The sequence below is a fragment of the Demequina flava genome, assembly GCF_000975035.1.
Taxonomy (GTDB): Bacteria; Actinomycetota; Actinomycetes; order Actinomycetales; family Demequinaceae; genus Demequina; species Demequina flava.
On sequence record NZ_BBRA01000002.1, the window covers coordinates 689124 to 708863 of the forward strand.

14 protein-coding genes are annotated in these 19740 nt (G+C 63.6%); 4 read left to right on the forward strand and 10 right to left on the reverse strand.

Annotated elements, in window-relative coordinates; all coding sequences use genetic code 11:
• Nucleotides 1–102: 102 nt before the first annotated feature.
• Nucleotides 103–4119 (reverse strand): SdrD B-like domain-containing protein, encoded by a 4017-nt coding sequence (locus AOP74_RS11825; RefSeq protein ID WP_152649286.1) that lies wholly within the window; start codon nt 4117–4119, stop codon nt 103–105.
• Between the two features lie 382 nt (nt 4120–4501).
• Between AOP74_RS11825 and AOP74_RS11830 the strand changes: the two genes are divergently transcribed.
• Nucleotides 4502–6961: a helix-turn-helix domain-containing protein gene (locus AOP74_RS11830; RefSeq protein WP_061962552.1), complete on the forward strand. Its 2460-nt coding sequence runs from the start codon at nt 4502–4504 to the stop codon at nt 6959–6961.
• An 8-nt stretch (nt 6962–6969) separates the two neighbouring features.
• Here the strand turns inward: AOP74_RS11830 and AOP74_RS11835 are convergent, their stop codons facing one another.
• Both AOP74_RS11835 and AOP74_RS11840 read right to left on the reverse strand, forming a co-directional pair.
• Nucleotides 6970–8016, reverse strand: coding sequence for a zinc-binding dehydrogenase (locus AOP74_RS11835; protein ID WP_061962553.1), 1047 nt, complete (start codon nt 8014–8016; stop codon nt 6970–6972).
• A 56-nt stretch (nt 8017–8072) separates the two neighbouring features.
• A complete protein-coding gene (locus tag AOP74_RS11840; RefSeq protein WP_061962554.1) occupies nt 8073–8540 on the reverse strand; it encodes a hypothetical protein in 468 nt (155 codons plus the stop codon).
• A gap of 127 nt (nt 8541–8667) precedes the next feature.
• Here AOP74_RS11840 and AOP74_RS11845 point away from each other — a divergent pair, with 127 nt between their 5' ends.
• Nucleotides 8668–9369, forward strand: coding sequence for a CPBP family intramembrane glutamic endopeptidase (locus AOP74_RS11845; protein WP_201774333.1), 702 nt, complete (start codon nt 8668–8670; stop codon nt 9367–9369).
• Between the two features lie 10 nt (nt 9370–9379).
• Here the strand turns inward: AOP74_RS11845 and AOP74_RS11850 are convergent, their stop codons facing one another.
• The 3 genes from AOP74_RS11850 to AOP74_RS11860 form a co-directional block, all read right to left on the reverse strand.
• Entirely contained in the window at nt 9380–10333 is a 954-nt protein-coding gene (locus AOP74_RS11850; RefSeq protein WP_061962555.1) for an alpha/beta fold hydrolase, read from the reverse strand.
• Between the two features lie 49 nt (nt 10334–10382).
• Nucleotides 10383–11927 carry an MDR family MFS transporter gene (locus AOP74_RS11855; RefSeq protein ID WP_061962556.1) on the reverse strand — a complete coding sequence of 515 codons (1545 nt, stop codon included), beginning with the start codon at nt 11925–11927 and terminating at the stop codon, nt 10383–10385.
• 111 nt (nt 11928–12038) lie between these two features.
• Nucleotides 12039–12650, reverse strand: coding sequence for a TetR/AcrR family transcriptional regulator (locus tag AOP74_RS11860; RefSeq protein ID WP_061962557.1), 612 nt, complete (start codon nt 12648–12650; stop codon nt 12039–12041).
• A 112-nt stretch (nt 12651–12762) separates the two neighbouring features.
• Here AOP74_RS11860 and AOP74_RS11865 point away from each other — a divergent pair, with 112 nt between their 5' ends.
• Together AOP74_RS11865 and AOP74_RS11870 are read left to right on the forward strand one after the other, a co-directional pair.
• Nucleotides 12763–13389 (forward strand): vWA domain-containing protein, encoded by a 627-nt coding sequence (locus AOP74_RS11865; protein ID WP_061962558.1) that lies wholly within the window; start codon nt 12763–12765, stop codon nt 13387–13389.
• Between the two features lie 186 nt (nt 13390–13575).
• Complete coding sequence (locus tag AOP74_RS11870; protein WP_061962559.1) at nt 13576–14250, forward strand: TetR family transcriptional regulator; 675 nt, start codon at nt 13576–13578, stop codon at nt 14248–14250.
• Here the strand turns inward: AOP74_RS11870 and AOP74_RS11875 are convergent.
• The 4 genes from AOP74_RS11875 to ilvC all read right to left on the reverse strand — a co-directional run bounded on the left by AOP74_RS11875 (nt 14247) and on the right by ilvC (nt 19726).
• Nucleotides 14247–15974 (reverse strand): collagen-binding domain-containing protein, encoded by a 1728-nt coding sequence (locus AOP74_RS11875; RefSeq protein WP_236683828.1) that lies wholly within the window; start codon nt 15972–15974, stop codon nt 14247–14249. The genes AOP74_RS11870 and AOP74_RS11875 overlap by 4 nt on opposite strands.
• A 453-nt stretch (nt 15975–16427) precedes the next feature.
• Entirely contained in the window at nt 16428–17534 is a 1107-nt protein-coding gene (locus AOP74_RS11880; protein WP_061962629.1) for a branched-chain amino acid aminotransferase, read from the reverse strand.
• A gap of 126 nt (nt 17535–17660) precedes the next feature.
• Entirely contained in the window at nt 17661–18701 is a 1041-nt protein-coding gene (locus AOP74_RS11885; RefSeq protein WP_061962561.1) for a 3-isopropylmalate dehydrogenase, read from the reverse strand.
• Nucleotides 18698–19726, reverse strand: a complete 1029-nt coding sequence (ilvC, locus tag AOP74_RS11890; protein ID WP_061962562.1) for a ketol-acid reductoisomerase — start codon at nt 19724–19726, stop codon at nt 18698–18700. Before ilvC ends, AOP74_RS11885 begins: the two co-directional genes overlap by 4 nt.
• Nucleotides 19727–19740: the final 14 nt, after the last annotated feature.

The window sequence follows — 19740 nt, forward strand, 5'->3', positions numbered from 1 at the left end:
CAGCTCGAACTATTCCCGTAGCTATGTCCCGACCTTGTTAAAGAAAAAATGCGGGCGGACTCGGTGAGAGGGGGATCACCGAGCCCGCCCGCGGAAGGCGACTTACGAGTTGTGTCGTCGACGCAACACGATCAGAACGCCGCCTGCTGCGAGCAGTAGGACAACGATGACCATGAGTTGCGTCACTTGCGCACCGGTAACCGGCAGCGAGTTGCCTTCCTGGTCCGCCGGGGTCACATCTCCTTGGTCGGGAGATGCGTCGCCAGACGGCTCTCCAGGCGCCGGATCGACGCTTGGTGAGGGCGTGGGAATGGTGGGGCTCTCAGGCTCCTCGGCGCCGGGTGGAGTTTCCCCTGGTGGCTCCTCCCCCGGGCTCTGGTCATTGGCCCGCACGAAGCCAAAGTCGAGGGTGAGGTCCTGGGCACCGTCCTCAACCAGTGAAAGCGACGAGGCCGTCCATTCGGAGGAGTCGCCTTCGCGGTCACCAACGGCAGGAACCGTGGGTTCATAGGCTTCGAGCGCGTCCGCACTCGCCGCGGGGTCGATCGAGACCGTGTACTGCTGGCCTTCCTCAAGGACTGGAAGTCCTGTGAAGAGATAGCGGCCATCGCCATCAGTTGAGACCGGCTCAACGGGCGCGCCCGTAACATCCGTGACGGATTCGCCTTCCGGGCCCGTCAGCACCATGACCACATCACTCAGACCTGGTTCGTCATTGTCCTGACGGCCATCGCGAGTGATGTCCAGCCACACGAGGTCCCCGACAGATACCGACGGCGGAAGCGCGACAACACCCGCGTCCCACGTGGGGTCCACACCGAGCAGCGCCTTCACGTCCGCGTGGGGATAGTTGTCATTTGCAACCAACGCAGACTGCTCGGGATCGAGTGTGAACACCTCGGTCAGGCCAGTCGCCCGCACAGCGTCAGAGTCGTCTTCATCGCTCTGACCGATGTTGACGTCCGTGAACATGTACACCGCCTGCTGCTCGTCTGTCAGCGTGAAGCGGACTTGGTAGTCGCCTGCCGGGAGGAGGTCGAACAAGTAGCGACCATTGGAGTCTGTCGTTGTGGTGTTGAGGACCTCTCCCGTGACGCCATCGAGAAGCTCTACCGTCACACCGGACAGCGCTGGCTCGTCGGCATCTTGGATACCGTCTGCGTTTTCATCAATCCACGTGTAGTCGCCGATCGCCATGAGGGCCTCGGGGTCGTTGAAGAGCGTGACCGGGTTCGACGTCCCCTCTGGTGAGATGGTCGCAATGACCGGGTCCTGGGAAAGTTCGTAACCTGCCGGCGGAACCGTCTCAGTGATCGTGTACTTACCAGCTGGCACACCATCGGCTGCCTGCGGGTCTTCGGGGATCACGATGGCGCTGTCTCCGCCATCAGAAGACTCGACCGCGAGCTGGCCGTCAACCACGTAGGCCGCATCGGTGATGGTTTCACCGTCCGGCCCCGTCACGGTGAAACGTGCGTCGCGGTCTGTGATGAGAAGGCTCGGGCGTTCGGTGTCGACCTTTGCCACAGAGAGCGGGTATCCATCAGACGGCGTAATGGTTGCCGATGCGCTACCAATTCTGTTCACAACCGGCAGATCCTCGGTGAACTCGGTAATAGAAACCTGGAAGTTCGCGGATACCTTGGCGCCTTGAGGAAGGGTGGTTCCAGGTGCCTGCTCGATTTCAACAGTCCGGTCCTGCTCATTCCACGTTGCAGTCACGTTGCCGCCCATGTCGACGCTGTCGCCTGGAAGAACGGTGCCGGACTCAAGATCCGCGTCGCTCACGAAGCCGTTGAAACGCATGCCTTCTGGGAGCACATCTTCCAGCGGGATGATCGCAACGCCAGAGTAGTTTCCGTGAGGGATCAGCGACACGCGGTAGATGAACGTGTCGTCGACAAGCGAGCCGTCCGCTGCCAGTTCAGCACGCATGCTTCCGGTCCACTCGCCATCTCCGCCGTACAGAATCTTCTCAACTTCGAGCTCGTCGCCGTAGGTCGTCGCTTGGCCGGACGCTTCCGACACCCATTCGTATGACTCGAGGCCATCGGACTCTACGCGCGCATTGTTGGTGATCTCGAGAGTCTGCTTGCCGTTGATTGGGTGGGTCGGGAGAACCACGCTTACCGTGAGGTGATCGGTCAGCTCTCCGTCGACGTCGACCCAGCTCGGCAGGTCCGCACCGAAGGTGTCCGAGAGGGTGATGACCAAGTCATCTTCGTTCCGCTCAACGACAAAGTCGCTCGACGACAGGCCGTCGGCGTACGCGTAGGAACCTTCGATCGAAGCGTGAATCGCGTCGAGGTCGCTGAGGTCAAACACCACCGTGTCGACCTCGTCAATGAGTCGCGTGCTACGCAGATCTTCAACCGCGCCGTTTGCGATCACGAAGTCGTACCGGATTTGGGCGGACTCGCCCGGTACCAGCACGACCTCTCCTTCCGTGCTCTTCGAAAACTCACTAGGGTCGTCGATCACGCTGCCGGGGGCCTTCGGCTCAGTCAACGTGTCGCTCACGCGTGAACGGCGTGAGGATGTGTTGTCGCTGTAGTCAAAGTACGCGTCGTTAACCGCGGTGTATTGCGCTGCGATCTGCGGAGCCCACGAGGGCTCTTCCGTCACGGGAAGCCCCTCCATCGACACCCACTCCGCGCGAGCCTTCACGGTGGTGTTCACCATGGTGTCACGCCCCATGTTGATCATGAGTGTCTGACCCGCATCAACGTAGTCGTACTGGTAGACGCACTCGTCAGCGGAGAAGTCATCTGCCGCAAGGCACTGGTCAGTTGCAGGGTCGAGATCAACCGAGGACTCCAGCTCGGTCGTGGTGTCCCACCGAGCCGAATCCCTCAGCGTGTCCGTGACGACCACGTTCTTGGTGAGCTCGTGCCGGGTGTCGGCAAACTCCGCGAACTGCGTGAGGTTGAACTTCAATGAATACGTGACTGGAACGGGTTCCAACAGGTTGCCGGCGTCATCGGTCCTGATCTGCGTCGGTGACGCGAGGTCGGAGGTCTTGCGGAAGGCCGCGCCCACATTCGGAGCCGGCTCAGCTGCGATCGACCCGCTCATCGTCACAGTGGCGCCTGACGTCGCGCCGGACAGGTCGAGATCGTTTTCGAACTTGATCGAGTAGGACCCACCTGAGACAGGGTCGACTGCGTCTGCGGATTCTTGAAGCTCCGCTTCGATGGCGTCAACCTTGTCAGCCTTGACATGCGCGTGGTAGCTAATTTCAAGCTGTGACTGTGCGGGGATGTCGACGTTCGGGAACGTGACGGCGTTCCCGGCAATCGTGGGCGCACCCAGGTCAAAGTCCGTCACGGTGCGGTTGAAACCGTTCTCGTCCCAGGTCGTCAAAGCGGCAGAGAAACTCTCCAGGTCGTGTTCGAGGTAGTCGCTCAGCGTGTCTACGAGCTGTACGCCGTCACGAGCACTTTGGCTATCGATACGCACCGTGTAGGGGATCTCGACCGATGTCACTGAAGGGTCGACGGCCACAGTGCCGTCTTCGTCACGCGAAATCTTGCTGTTGAGGTGGTGGCCAATCGCGGACTTGTTGACCGAGTCTGGGATCATCGGGCGAAGTGCGTCGTCTGAATCGCGCACGATGATGTTCACCACTGTGACCTGCTGATCGCCTACGGTCCATGTCACTTCGCGCAATCCTGTGCCAGACTCCGGCTCGTCGAAGACGAAGTCGAACGCGACAATGCCCTGGTCGATTGTGTTGTCGAGCGGGTCTGTGAACGCCATGACAACGTCACCTTCAGCATTCAGCGCCAGAGACTCAACAATCGTGTTTCCGCTGGGAACTACGAGGCCCGCCTCGGGCACGGTGATGCCATCGGGCACTCCGATCACGACCGACCCGCCGGGGGTCAGGTTAGGCACCGAATACTGGAGGCGTGCTGTGTAGCTGGACCCCGGAGCGACCACAGTGTCTCCGCCGTAGGTTTCGCCGCCGTACTCGACGGTCAAAGTCACGCCGCCACTCTCAGCCGCCGTTGCGCTGGGGACAGCCAGTCCCCACACCGCAAGCAACGACACGAGTGCGAAAGCAAGCGCGCGCACCGCGCTTGACGACGCTCGTCTTCCAGGTTCAGAACTAGTCACTTCAATCTCCAAAATCGAGTTCCCTCAGCGCGACATGTGTCGCAGGCCTTTTACTGCGTCTGTCGCAGGCAGGCGTCGGGGCATCACTGCGCAAGCGGGGTTACGCCCACGGAACGGCGCAGAGCATGGCGCGAATGGTGCTCAGAGGCGACCAGACGGACGGGGCCGATTGGCCTCCGTTCCCAGCAGTAGAGCACCGGAAACCCGGCAAAAACCGTGGTGGTAGGGAGAAATCACCCCCGCAGTTCATCCCTTCTCAGCGGGAAACGAACCGGATCCGGATGGCCGTGAGTTACGGTCAATATGGGGGGTGAATCTAGAGAGTTAATGCCGGATGCCGTTCGTTGCGCCGGCCCACCGAGTTGCTGAGGGAGACGTGGAAATGAGGGCCGACGACGCCGAGGGCGCGAGACCCAACTCGTCCGCTTCACCGTGGATTGAACTGCTGCGAGATAGCGCAAAAGTGCACCTGGAAGAACTGCCCACACTCACGGTGATCGCGACGCTGCCCACGTGGGGAGCGTCCACGTGGATGCGACAGTGCGACGATTTCCTTCAGAAGTCTGACGGCGCAGTCACACGCCGGCTGTCGTCGCGACGAGCGTTGTGGGACGCCGCCTCCCAAGGTAAGCAAGCGGCGGTCGACGTGTATTTCGTTAATATCCCGGCGATCACCGATATCGACGATGTGTGGGACGGGGTATCGGCGCTACTTGCCTTGGCAGGCCGGCCCCGCGTCGTTATCCGCTCGCTCGATCATCCTCCGGAAATGGGATGGTCGTCCGTCGACGTTCTGACAGAAGCCGACCTGTCGATGACCGAAGACGAACTCCATGCTCTCGCCCGCGTCAATGGTGTAGAGGGCCCCCCACACATCATTCGCGGTTTGGCTACTGATTTTCGGGGTCACCCCGGTCTCGCTCGGCGCCAAATCGAACTCATGGCAAGTAGCCGTGGTCAGTCCCCCTGGTCAAATCCGGATGCGCGTCTAGACACTCACCTGGCGTCGATACTGATGACTCGCTATCTCGGAACCCACGCAGGCACCCCGCTCAACAGCACCATGTTGACGGTGCTACTTCGCGCTTCTCGGCAACGGCGCGTGACGGCCAATCGACTTGTGAGGGCTGGCGACAAGCCAGCGCGAGTTCACTCATGCTTTGAGCGCATGGCGTGGTTACCCCTGGGCACCGTTGATGTTGACACCGAGAGCGGCGAAACGGTGTTCGAATGGCGCCCGGGGGTATGGAATAAATACATGGCAGAACGAACACCCGAGGAGCAGTCGTCGGTTCTGACGGAAGCTCTCACCATTGCGCGCTCCGAGGGCCACCTCTCGATGCAGGTCTACTACCTCATTGAGTTGAAGAGGTTCAGCGAAGCCGAAGCCATTGTGTGGGCCAACCTCAGACATTTTCTCCTTGCACCACCCGACACAGTCCAACGTGCCATTACCGAGATCTCGTGGGATGACGTCTCGACGCACCCCTCCCTCCTGCTCGTTGCGGGGGAATACCGCTCGCGCGCCACGGCCGACCCCATGCCCTGGAAGCACTACTTCTCGACGGCCCAAGCGTTACTGAACCTGCGCAAGCCTTCGGACGCCTTCGAACATCTCCAGGTCAGCGCCCGTGAACTCATGGCCACAGCGTCGATGGGCAACCGCAAAGAGACCGTGCGACTCCTCGCGACCATTGAAGAACTGTTGCAAGACGAGCGCGAGCCGGGCCTGCTGTCACGTGCCTCTCAAGACCCCGATATAGCGCGCCGGCTCGCTGCGGAGATGTACGTTCCTTTTTGGGCAGCGACACAAGTCGATGGTCAGGCACAGGCGTTGCGCTTTACCCAGGTCATGCGGACGCACTCAAATCCGTTGAGTCTTTCTGCTGAAGCGGACCTGTCGACTGTTGTCACCCACGAGGTTCACATGGGGGTCTCCCACGCCGAGCGCGAAGTGCTCGGAGGCGGGTATACCGACGGTTTCATCGCACTTGAGCACGGAGACGATCAACATGCCCTCGAGCTCACCCGCTTTCTTGAAGCGAGGGCGACTCAGGCTCCCTCACGATCCGCTGCCGAATCCTTCGTTCTCGCTATCCGCGCCCTCGTTGCCCCGGAGACCCTCGACCGGCGCACAGTCATGGGCTCGCTCGAGAGGAGTCGGAACTATTGGGACGACGGACGCCCTAGCAAGGCCATCGTGGCGGCGACAGCCTTCGCGCTTCTCACGATTGGGGACGTCGCGGAGGCTATGAGGCTCGTGCGGGACTACCCCGCAGAACACTGGTTCGGGTTCTTGTCCCGAGCGTTGGTGCTGCTAGCGCTCGATCGTCCTGGTGAAGCGATGGACGCCATCGAACTCGCTGACCGTCGGACCACATCGCCCCGACCTCGGGCCATCTCCGGGGCGATCGCGGCCGCCGCTCACGTTCGTATGGGCTCGGATGTAGCCGCGATCGAAAGACTCGAAGCCACATTGCGGGGCACAACTCCTGGCCTCATGCGAGTGGCCTTGAGGTTTATTCCTGCCGAAGACTTCGATGAAATCGCCTCGCACCAAGGCCGCGCATCACGACAACTCGCGAAGGTGATCGAAGCTTCGGGAACTGATGTCCGCCACTGCCACCGATCCACCGCGGCGACGCTCACGCGTGTGGATCGTGAAAACCTATGGGCCCTTCACTCGGGCATGTCGAATAAAGCGATCGCAGAGCATCGCTTCGTCTCGATCAACACAGTTCGCACGCAAATGCGCATGCTCTACAAGAAGCTTGGGGCCTCGAATCGACTCGACGCTGTTGCATGCGCGGAACGGCTTGGAGTGTTCGAGACGTCGCTGTGACTCACATCTCACTGCATTAGTACGATCTTGCCCACGTGCCCACGCGTGGCAAGTTCTTCCTGCGCAGCGGCGGCTTCAGCGAGCGGGTAGGTCCTGGCGATGACAGGCGAAATGTCGCCGGTACGCGCGAGGTCCATGAGCTCGGCAAACTGCGCGGGTGTGTGCATTGTGGAGCCGATCACCTGGAGGTTTGCCAGGTACAACCGCCGCACATCGAAGTGGACGTCGTAGCCGCCCAGGGCTCCGGCGACAACCCAGCGGCCGTTCTCGCGGAGGGTCTCGAGCCCCTGCGACAGCAAGTCGCCCGCGACGACGTCGATGACCACGTCGATTCCACCGGGAGCGACCTGCTTCACCTGGGAGAGGACGTCGCTGCCGCGGTCGACGACCTCGTCTGCGCCCGCGGCGCGGACCTCGTCGATCTTAGAGCCGCTCGAGATTGCCACGACGTGCGCTCCCCTGGCCTTCGCCAGTTGCACTGCGGCCAGGCCCACTCCGCCGGATGCGCCGGAGACCAGAACCGTCTCCCCCGCCGCGACTCGGCCGCGAACGACCATCCCGGTCGCGGTTCCATACGCGATGGGCAGTGACGCCAGCTGGGCATCGCTCAGCGGCGAGCCCGTGACGTCGTAGACGTGAGTGGCGGGAGAGGTGACGTACTCCGCGTAGGCACCGTCGCGCTCACTACCCATGAGCCCCACGAGTGTCCCCTTCTCGCCGTATGTCGCTGGGTCCAGCACGACGCGCGCGCCCACCAAGCCCTCATCCCCGGCCGAGCCGACCGCAACCACGGTGCCCGCAGCATCGGCCCCAGAAATGCGCGGGAAGTCGACAGGCCCAAGCCACCCGGCCACGGCATCCGGATCGCCTGGCAGTCCGTAGGCGCCCTCGCGAGTCCAGATGTCCGTGTTGTTGAGCGCGGCGGCCGTGATCTTCACGAGCACCTCGCCTGGCTGCGGCTCGGGGACGGGAACCTGGGCCTCTTCGAGGCGATCAAGGCCGCCGTGGGCAGTGAGGCGCATCGCGCGCATGGTCGCAGGGATTGGGGTGCTCATGGCACAGGGAACCGCCGCGGGACCTGTGTGATTCCCGCGCGCTCTCGCTCAATCGCCTAGGGGCAGTACGGCTGCAGCGACGCCTCGTAGCCCGCGACGGCCAGCGCGTCGATCATGTGCTGGCCGTGCTCGGCCTCATTGGGGACCGCGTACCAGGTGGCTCCGTCGCCAACGACTTCCAAATCAGTGGCGACGTAGCCGTTCTCGCAGGCCTCCGCGCGCTCCTCGGTGTCGACGTTCCAGTCGAACGGCAAGACAACCGGCATCGGCACGTCGTCGACATAACAAACAGTGCTCGAGCGCTCCAGGTCGCAGTCCAGGTCCGCGGCCGCGAGCGCTTCGTCAAGGTTCTCGTTCGTGACCGGGGTCAGCCCGCTGTCACTGCCGTCTTCTGACACGGAAGGCGCTGGGCTCGCCGATGCGCCCGCTTCCACCGAACTGTCCACATCGTCGCCGCCACTGCTGCACGCAGCAAGGACCACCGCTGCCGCCGCTGCGGCAGCCAGCATTCGCACCCGCTTCATACCCATGTCTCCATCCTGCCAGCCGCGCCCGGGCATGGCACCCAAGCAAGCATCGGCCCTCCCCTCGCACGCCACGTGCGACCATCAGGCGCCCACGCCCCAGCGTGGCCCAACCGACAGGACTTCCTTGACTGAGACCCCTCCGCGACGCACGCACGCACGGACCGCCGCGATTGTCGTCTTCACGCTCGGCACCCTGCTGTGCTTCCTCGGCGCGCCCATCGCCGTTGATGTCTTCACGGACCACGAGCCGTGGGCCCTGATCACGCTCGCGCTAGTGGAGCTCGCGCTCGCTGTCGCGATCGTGGCGTGGTGGTTGCGGCGGCGCAGGCTTGGGGCCGATGCCGTGGGAGCCACCCGCGCACACTGGAAGCGGGATGCGGCCTGGGGTGCGGCGACGGTGGTCCCGCGCTTCCTTCTCGAGTTTGCGATCTTGATTCCGCTGGCTGGCGGCATCGACAACGACGGTGTGCAAGAGGTGCTGCGCAACATCGCTGACGGCGCACCGGCGTTCGCGGCGGCGCTGATCCTCGGCGTCGTGGGCGGCGGCATCGCGGAGGAACTGTATTTCCGTGGCTTCCTCATCGGGGCCGTGCCGCGTGAGTTTGCGAACCGGAAGCGTGCGCGCGCCGTGGCTATCGCGGTGTCGATTGTGCTGTTCTCGCTGCTGCACTTGCCGGCGACCATGCCGGACCTAATCTCGATCCTGGTGGCCTCGGTCACCTACGTGGCGCTGTTTGCCTGGACTGACCGCCTGACCGCGCCCATCGTGGCGCACTCGCTGTGGAACATCGTTGCCGTGCTCGGCGTCGCGGTGATCTACGGCTGATTTTGATCGGCTAAGCCGTGGCGGCGCGGTCCGCGCGCGCCCAGAAGTCTCGTAGCAACGCGGAGTGGCCTTCGGGGTTATCCAGCCAGGGCTGGTGACCCTCGCGATCGCGCACCACCACCGTGGATTGCGGTGCCTCTTGTGCCCACTCACGCACAGCATCGGGTGTAGCAAACGGATCCTGATCCCCCACGATCCACAGCGACGGCATGGGGAGGTCGCGGAGCGTCTCGGGTCCGGGCGCCCACCCCGGCCGCAGGCCCCGCCAGTCCGCGCCAAGTCCCAGCGCGGCAAGGTCGTGGGTGTAGGTGTCGGTGTAGCGGGCGAGGGCCACGCGCCAGGCCTGTTGCTCGGGGCTCAGGCCACCGCGCGCGAGCAGTTCCGTGTGGCCCATCGTCTTGAAGGACCGCTCAAAGTCACGTTCCGTGACGGGCCAGCGCGCCACGATCGCCGCGACGGGCTTGAACGTTGCGACCCGCATTGCGCGCGGCAACGTCATGCCCTGCACCGCCGGGACACCCTCGAGCGTGAGGCTGCGCACTAAATCCGGCCGGTGCTGCGCGAGGGCAATCGCGGCCATCCCGCCGGCAGAATTGCCGACCACGTGCACGGGGCCGTCTCCCAGCTGGTCGGCGACGGCAGCCATCGCAGCGGCGATCTGCCCCGAGGCACCCGTGGGCGTCAGTGTCGAGGTGTCGAGCGGTTCGCTCAGCGCGCAGCCAGGGCGGTCCAGCACAATGCTGCGATACCCAGGCACAACGGCCACGAGCGGCACATAGACGCCACCCGCCGTCGGCGTGCCATGGATGAAGAGAACGGAAGGCCCCTCGCCGGACACCATCGCGCGGACCCTGATCCCAGACTCGGGAACCGTCACCCAATGCTCTTGGGGCTCCAGACCTTCACTCGCCCACAGCTCAGCCTCAGCGGCCCTGTAGCGAGCATCGTCCCGCTTGGATCGCATCGGCCCTCCCCCGTGCTGTTCCGGCTGTCAGGATCTACTCTCGCACGGCTTAGTCGACCGAGGTCGCGAGATCGTTCTCCTTGACGAACAGCAACGCGATGAACGCCGTGATCGCCAGCGGAATCATGAGCGCGAAGATCGGCAGCAGCGCCTCGTTGTAGGACTCGATGATGGGGACGCGGATCGCCTCGGGCAGCGAGTTGATGAGCGCGGGTGTGAAGGAGTTCGCCGACTCCCCGGTGGACTGAGCAGCCTCGCCCAGTCCGGCGAGGTGCTCGTCGAGTTCGGCGGTGAGGCGGGTCGCGAAGACAGATCCGACTACTGCCGATCCCACCGTCGCTCCTACCTGTCGGAAGTAGTTGGTGGAGGCGGTCGCGGTGCCGACCATGGAGTTCGGGAATGAGTTCTGCACAATGAGCACGATGATCTGCATGCCCAGGCCAATGCCGATACCGAACACGGCCATGTAGGTGCACAGCAGCCACGTGGGTGAGTCGACCTGGAGCGTCGAGAGCAGGTAGAGGCCGATGCCCATGACGACCGCGCTCGCGAGCGGGAACACCTTGTAGCGGCCGGTGCGCGAGACGGCCTGGCCGGCGGCAATGGAGGAGACGAGCAGTCCGCCCATCATCGGCACCATGAGCAGGCCCGCGACTGTTGCGGAGACTCCGGTCACCATCTGGATGTAGGTGGGCATGTAGCCCACGGCACCGAACATCGCGATGCCGATCATGAGGCCGGCGATGGTCGCTGCGGTGAAGTTGCGGTCGCGGAAGAGGGCCAGCGGGATGATGGGCTGCTCCGCGCGGCCCTCGGCCCACACAAACAGGGTTGCGAGGACGACGGTCGCGCCGATGAGGCCCAGCACCTGCGGGCTATCCCACGCGTAGGTGCCGCCGCCCCAGGTGCAGACAAGAACCAGGCTCGTTGTCGCCGCGGACAGCAACGCCATGCCCAGGTAGTCGATGCGTTTGCGCTCGGTCTCTTGGCGCGGGGGAAGCTTGAGGAACGCGAGCGTCGAGGCAATCGCGATCAGGCCTAGCGGGATCGACATCCAGAAGGTCCAGCGCCAACCCGGGCCTTCGGTCATCCAGCCGCCCAGGAGCGGACCAATGACGGAGGAGACCGCGAAGACGGAGCCCATGATGCCCATGTACTTGCCGCGTTCGCGGGCGGGCACAACATCGGCGATAGCGGCCTGGGACAAGATGATGAGGCCACCGCCGCCGAGTCCCTGAATCACGCGACCCGCGATGAGGAGCTCGATGTTGGGGGCCAGCCCGCCCACGATGGAGCCGGCGATGAAGATGGTGATCGCTGTGAGGAGCGCGGGCTTGCGGCCGACGATGTCGCTCAGGCGTCCGTAGATCGGCATCACGATGGTGGACGCCAGGATGTACGAGGTGATGACCCACGTCATGTGATTCATGCCGTCGAGCTCGCCCACGATGGTGGGCAGCGCGGTCGAGAGCACTGTCTGGTTCAAAGCGGCCAGCAGCATGGTGATCATGAGGCCGATGAACAGCAGGGTCAGGTGTCGTTGCGCTTCCGGGGTGCGGGTGGTTGCCGGGCGCGCGACGTGGGCGGTCGTCACTCAATCTCCTTGCGTCTTGGGGTCGCAGGACCTTCGTCCTGCCTTAGTGCAGTTTATGCACTAGTGCAAGTATTTCCAAGTCGGGAGAATAGGGCCGATGCTTGGGTGGCCTTAACGCTCGCCGTGCAGCAGGCGCGTGAACAGGTCGATCGTGTCGTCGATCGTTTCCTGCGAGCGCGGCGTGGTGGCGGTCCCGTCGGGGCCGTCCGTGACCTTGAGGACCGCGCTCGCGAGCAGCACGAGTGACCGGAGTGTGCGCGGGTCGTCGCTCAAGCCGAGGTCGTATCTGGCGTTGCCTTCCACGATCACTTCCGCGACCTGGTCCTCGACCGCGCCTGCGTGCTCCCCCATCCGGCCGCGTACGGGAGGGAACTCATGGACGATGGCGCGGCGGGCGGGGCGACCAATGTCCACGACCACTGTGGAGCGCCACACCGAGGACACCAGCTGGATGACCGCTGGGAAGAGCGACTCCGGGGCCTGCGCGCGGAATGCTTCAACGGCTGAGGTGGCGACCTGCGGGGCGTTGAGCCCCAAGATCGCGTCTTCTTTCGAGGGGTAATAGTTGAAGAAGGTTCTGCGGGAAACCCCTGCACGCTCTGCGATGGCCTCGATCGTCGCACCCTCAATACCGTGCTCGCGCGCAAGCGCCACGGCAGCCTCGTGAAGGTCGCGCCATGTCCGCTCGCGTTGCCGCTGGCGCAGGCCCGGACTGTCCGACATACCCCCATTCTTGCACTGGTGCATCCGGGCGCAGTGCGTTGCGTGTCAGACCCCGGTGAGACGGTGTGGTCATGGCAACGGGAGGCGTTGCCGTGACCTGAGGGAGAGCATCATGACGGATCCGAACTACACGGCGCTATTGCTGGTCATCGACCGGTCAGGGTCAATGACGACCATTCGCGACGACATGCTGGGCGGACTCACCCGCCTGGTCGAGGCGCAAGCGGCCGAGCCCGGGCGCCTCACCATCGACGTGGTCCAGTTCGACGACCAGATCGAGCACACCTATCACCTGTGCCCGCCGGAACTCGTGTCGCTTGAGCTCGAGCCTCGCGGCATGACTGCGTTGTGGGATGCGGTGGGACGCGGGATGGCGGACTTCGGTGCGGAACTCGCGGCCCTTCCTGAGGACGAGCGTCCGGGCAGCGTCCAGGTCGTCATCATCACCGACGGCATGGAGAACTCCTCGCGTGAGTTCACTGGCGAGGGCCTCAGCACCGCGATCGCGCGGCAGCAGGCGGACTACTCGTGGAACTTCACGTTCCTGGGTGCGAATCAGGACGCCATTGCGACGGCCCGCGGCATGGGCATTGCGGCCGAGCACGCCCTGACCTACGCACCCGTCGATGGCGCAGTGGCGGCGGCGAATGACGCCCTCAACATGCATGTGAGTGCGGTGCGTGCCGGAGACGCGTCTGGCTACACCGAGGCGCAGCGGTCCGCGGCCATGCGGCAATAGATCAGAACGCCGGTGCGTAGGGTCGGACCCGTTTACACGGCAACGCCGTCGATAGACTCGCCACATAGGCACCCACCGATAATCTCCACGCGTAACATGGCGACGTAGACAAGACTGTTGCGTGAGAAATTGTTTTTCACGCCGCCCCACGCCCGTCCCCCGAGGGACGTCCCCGAAAGGTCCCCCGTGTCCCCAGCGCCCGCGACCAAGAACGCAATTCTCCATGCGGCCGCAGCAGAAATTCTCGATCGAGGATTCGACGGCGCGTCCCTATCTGCAATTGCAGCCCGCCGGGGCTTAACGAAGGGTGCGCTGGCCTATCACTTTCCGTCTAAGCAGGCCATCGCGGAAGCGCTGATCGCGCGCGTCGAGCACACGATGCGACAGCAAACCCAGCAGGCCAGGGAGCGCTACCCACACTCTCCGTCGCACGCTCTACTCGCGTTCCTGTTGACACTCGGGACCTCGGTCATGAAGGACTCGTTGGTCCGGTCTGGATTCGCACTCTACCTCGATAGATCATTGCCGCCGGAAATGCTGACAGCGCTGTCGGCGGCTTGGAACGACGCCATCGTGTCGTGCATTGAGGAAGCGAACAACCAAGGTGAGTTCACGCTCAGACTCGAAGGTGATCTCGCGGCGGAGTATCTTCTCGCCGTCAACGTCGGAGGAGTTCTCGCGCGCGAGCGCTCAGAACACGGTAGAGATGGCGTGGAATTGCGCTTCACGAGGCTTGCCCTGATCTCGATCGGCTATTCAGCAGACCAAGCCGAGTCGCTGGTAGCAGAAGTGGCCGCAGACCTGGGAACTGTCACACACCCACTCCTCAGCACCACACCGGTCACACAGTCGCACACCTAGCGGCCACCCCGAACGCTAACCTTCCTTGCCATAGCGCCACCGACCAAGCTCAGTGCAGCTGCGACACTGAGCAGTTTCCAAGGCCTATCCGTTCCCGTAGCGGCGAGCACGGAATCCGTAGTTTGTTGAGTGCGCTCAGAAGCCTCGAGGTTGCCAGCATCTTCAGTACCTCCGTCAGCGTTCTCACCGCTGTCGGGGCTCTCACCTGCGCCAGAACCCGCACCGGTGCCAGAGTCCTCACCGCCGTCACCACTGCCAGCATCTTCAGTACCTCCGTCAGCGTTCTCACCGCTGTCGGGGCTCTCACCTGCGCCAGAACCCGCACCGGTGCCAGAGTCCTCACCTCCGTCACCACTGCCAGCATCTTCAGTACCTCCGTCAGCGTTCTCACCGCTGTCGGGGCTCTCACCTGCGCCAGAACCCGCACCGGTGCCAGAGTCCTCACCGCCGTCACCACTGCCAGCATCTTCAGTACCTCCGTCAGCGTTCTCACCGCTGTCGGGGCTCTCACCTGCGCCAGAACCCGCACCGGTGCCAGAGTCCTCACCTCCGTCACCATCAGCACCCTCTCCGCCAGGCGCGTCACTCGCTTGTCCATCAGATCCGTCGAGGCTTAGAAGGCCTCCGAACCCGTACATGTGAATTTCACCCCCGGAGGTGGAGACGTTACCTGCGACGATCTGACCCTCTATCGGGCTCGACGCGTTCAGCGTCAAGGTGTTGTCCTGGGGAGCGAAAATGCTGCCCGAGACCTTCCGACCGGTGAGGGTGAAGTCAATGCCAGTCGCGTCTGGGTCGACGTTGTAGATGACATACGGCGCGATCGGGTTAGGCGACTCGTCGTTTGTCTGATTCGCGTCGGTAAAGGCGGGCAGTTCCACAGTTGCCCCTGCAGTGACGGGAACGTTGAAGATTAGGGTTGTCTCAGGTCCCAATGTCGCAGAGTCCGAACTGAAGGAAATGTTGAAGTTGTTACTCGCATCGGTGAGGGAGACCAAATTAGTCTTGCCTGCGACAAGGGTGACCATGCGTTCCCCTTGGTGGGATCCGGCCTCAAGCGCCACCGGGTGCGCATCGTTAAGATCACCTGCGGCGATACGCGCACTCATCGCGACCGCTTCCTCCTGGTCAGCCCCAAAATAGCTGGCAACTTCAGATACCAACGGGAGGTCACTACTCTCTTGATTGATCTCGTCGGGAACGTAGATTCCTGGTGTACTGCCAGCGAAAGTACCCGCCGCAGAGACCCAAAGCCCTGTGGAGCCACGGACGTTGGACACAAGTGTGCTTGTGTCCTCAATCTTCACAAACCCAAGCTGACTGGCATCGATCCACCCCCGGGACGATACCTCGATGAGCCCTTGGGTGCCGCTGGTATCGAAGGAACCCGCAACGAGGCGCGTCGGTTTACCGTCAATAACAGGGATCTCGTAACCAGGAGGCGTGAGCCCCGAGTTGTGAATGATGGGATACGACTTAGTCGTGGACAAGGCTCCGAAAACCGCGATGCTTCCTTCAGTTTCCGCGTTGTTGAGCGCAGCGTCCCCATAGCTCACAACCGTGAATTGGCCGGCGAACTCCGCTATGGGGTTGATGCCTTGCTCGCCCCCGGCTGCTGGCACTCCAGCGCCGAAAGCGAGCGCGAACCCGAGGAATAGGGAAGCCAGAATTGCAATCCCCTTCGAATGACGCCCAACAAACCGTTCTCGCGACACTGCATGCATCACCTTCACAAGCTCCTCTCAGCTGGCTCTGCGCGGTGGCGTCACTCACGGTGGAGCCTCAGCTCGCCACACACACTTTCTAGACGATCGTCTAGTTCTAGTGTAGACGATCGTCTAGGCGTTTCTAGACGGTCGTCTATGCCGTGCGAAAGTGGCTGAAGGAATCTCAAGAGAACGAGGGGTTTAACAGCAGCTTCTACTCAATCGGCGCGTCAGGCGCACCGGTACAAATCTCCCGCCGGGGGGTGGCTCACGTGGGCAACCGCGCGTAACGTAGACGGAACTATTTACTCACGACGACTGGGTTTACGTGATGGCCAGCAACCATGAGCAAGGCCGCGGGAACCGGTTGCCGCGACGGTATCCGCGACAGTGCGCACCAAGAATATGGCTAGCGACGACTCCGCCCCCACCGCCTCTGTCGCAGTTGCCAAGAGGGCATTCTGTAACGCCTCAGGCGATGCGCTGCATCCAGCCGTAGATGTCCTCGGCGCGACCGTACTGGATGTCGGTGAGGCGCTTGCGGATCGCCATGGTGACGTCGCCTGCTTCTCCCCCGTTGACGGTCAAATCAAACTCGGGTGAGGCAAGGCGGCCCACGGGCGTAACGACTGCAGCCGTTCCGCACGCGAACACTTCGCCGATGTCTCCGCCGTCCACGCCTGCGCGAATCTCGTCGAGCGTGATGTCCTTCTCGACGACCTTGCGGTTGTCGTCTTCGAGGAGCCGAATGACGCTGGAGCGCGTGATGCCCTCAAGGATGGTGCCGGTGAGGCGGGGCGTCTCGATGGTGCCGTCCTTGCGCACCACGAAGACGTTCATGCCACCGAGCTCTTCGAGGTAGCGGCCGTCGCGAGCGTCCAGGAACAGCACCTGCTGGCAGCCGTTCTCGAATGCTTGCTGCTGCGGGAGCAGGCTCGCGGCGTAGTTGCCGCCGCACTTCGCGTCGCCTGTACCGCCGGGGCCCGCGCGGTGATACCCCTGCGCAACCCAGATCGACACCGGCTTCACGCCGCCCTGGAAGTAGGGACCCACGGGCGAGGCGATCAGCAAGTAGTCAATGATGTGCGCCGGACGCACGCCGAGGAAGGCCTCGGAGGCAAACATGAAGGGGCGCAGGTACAGGCTGGACTCTTCTGAGCCGGGCACCCACGCCTCGTCCGCCGCGACGAGCGCCTCAATGGATCCGAGGAAGTCGTCCAACTCCACCTCGGGCAACGCCAAGCGGCGAGCGGACTTGTTGAACCGCTCCCCATTGGCCTCGGGACGGAACAGCCAGACCGAGCCGTCGTCCCAGCGGTATGCCTTCAGACCCTCGAAGATCTCCTGCGCGTAATGCAAGACAGCCGCCGCCGGATCCATCTGAAGCGGACCGTAAGGGTCAACGCGACGGTCCGCCCAACCCTCGCCCTGGCGCCACTGCATGCGCACCATGTGATCGGTGAACTGCGTCCCAAACTGAAGGTCGGAGAGCGCCTGAGCCCGAGCATCGGCCGAAAGCGGCTGTGGATGTGGCTGGACGGCGAAAGCCTCGGCACGCGAGGAGGAAGCGGCGGTCACGTCAAGGCCTTTCTCGAACTGACTGAAATGTGCGCTAGCAGGTGCTGAGTGCTCAAAATCGGGTGATTCGGGCACTCAGCACCTGCCAGGAGGCACGGGGTGCGGCGGGAAGCCGCGGATGCGGGGTTAGCCGCGGATGCGAGCGGCGAGCGCGTCGCCGATCTGAGCGGTGGTGCGGGAACCGTCCTTGTCCGCGGCGTCGGCCGCAACGGCCTCTTCCACGCGAGCGGCGAGCTCGGGGTAGCCAAGGAAGTCCAGCATCAGCGCGACCGACAGGACGGTTGCGGACGGATCCGCGATGCCCTGACCAGCGATGTCCGGAGCCGAGCCGTGAACGGGCTCAAACATGGACGGCGCGGTCTTGTCGGGATTGACGTTTCCGGACGCAGCCAGGCCAATGCCACCGGAGATGGCGGCGGCCTGGTCGGTCAAAATGTCGCCGAACAGGTTGTCGGTGACGATGACGTCAAAGCGGGCCGGGTCGGTCGTCATGACGATCGTAGCGGCATCGATGTGCAGGTAGTCCCACGTGACATCCGGGAACTCCGGCGCGACAGCCTCGACCGTGCGGCGCCACAGGTGACCGGCGTGAACGAGCACGTTGTGCTTGTGCACCAGGGTCAACTGCTTGCGCTCACGCTTGGACGCGGTCTCGAACGCGTAGCGAACGACGCGCTCCACACCGTGACGAGTGTTGACGGAGACCTCGGTCGCGATCTCGTGAGGCGTGTCGACGCGCAGCGCGCCGCCGTTGCCCACGTACGGACCTTCGGTACCTTCGCGCACCACGACGAAGTCGACGCTGTCGACGTCGCGCAGCGGTGACACCTCACCCGGGTACAGGCGCGAGGGACGCAGGTTCACGTACTGGTCGAGCGCGAAGCGCAGCGGCAGCAGCACACCACGCTCGAGCACGCCAGAGGGCACGGACGGGTCACCGATCGCGCCCAGCAAGATGACGTCGTGCTCACGAATGGAGTCCAGGTCATCCTGCGTGAGCGTGTCGCCCGTGTCGTGCCAGCGCTGAGCGCCCAGGTTGAAGTCGGTGGTCTCGAACTCGATGTCGGTCCCCGACGTCGCGGCGGTGAGGCACTTGAGCCCCTCCGCCACGACCTCCGGGCCGATGCCGTCGCCAGCGACGACGGCAAGCTTGTACGTCTGGCTCATCGGGCGGTCTGACCATCCACGTAGTCGGAGTCCACGTCAGCCTTCCAAGCGAACAGCTTGCGCAGCTCGCGGCCGGTCTCCTCGATGGGGTGACCCTCGCCCTTGGCACGCAGCTCGGCGAACTCCTTGCCGCCGTTGTCCTGGTCGCCAATGAAACGCTCGGCGAACGCGCCGGACTGAATGTCTCCCAGCACAGCCTTCATGTTCTCCTTGACGTCCGGGGTGATGACGCGGGGGCCGGACACGTAGTCGCCGTACTCGGCGGTGTCAGACACGGACCAGCGCTGCTTGGTGATGCCACCTTCGTGCATGAGGTCCACGATCAGCTTGAGCTCGTGAAGGACCTCGAAGTAGGCGATCTGCGGCTGGTAGCCGGCCTCCGTGAGGACCTCGAAGCCGTACTGGACCAGCTGCGAAGCGCCACCGCACAGGACGGCCTGCTCGCCGAACAGGTCGGTCTCGGTCTCTTCGGTGAAGGTCGTCTTGATGACGCCGGCGCGGGTGCCGCCGATGCCCTTGGCGTAGGACAGTGCGAGCGCCCAGGCGTTGCCCGAGGCGTCCTTCTCCACTGCGACGATGTCGGGGATACCGCGGCCCGCTGCGTACTCACGGCGCACGGTGTGGCCGGGAGCCTTCGGGGCGATCAGGATGACGTCGACGCCCTCGGGAGCCTCGATGTAGCCAAAGCGGATGTTGAAGCCGTGCGCGAATGCGAGTGCCTTGCCCTCGGTCAGGTGCGGCTTGATGTCGTTGTTGTAGATCGTGCGCTGGTGCTGGTCCGGCGCGAGGATCATGATGACGTCTGCCCACTGGGCGGCGTCTGCGACGGAGTTGACGGTGAAGCCGTCTTCCTCAGCCTTGGCGACGGACTTGGAGCCCTCGCGCAGCGCCACGCGGACCTCAACGCCCGAGTCGCGCAGGTTCTGCGCGTGAGCGTGGCCCTGTGAGCCGTAACCGACAACAGCAACCTTCTTGCCCTGGATCAGGCTCAGGTCAGCGTCGTCCTCGTAGAACATTTCAGCCATGCTGGGTATCTCCT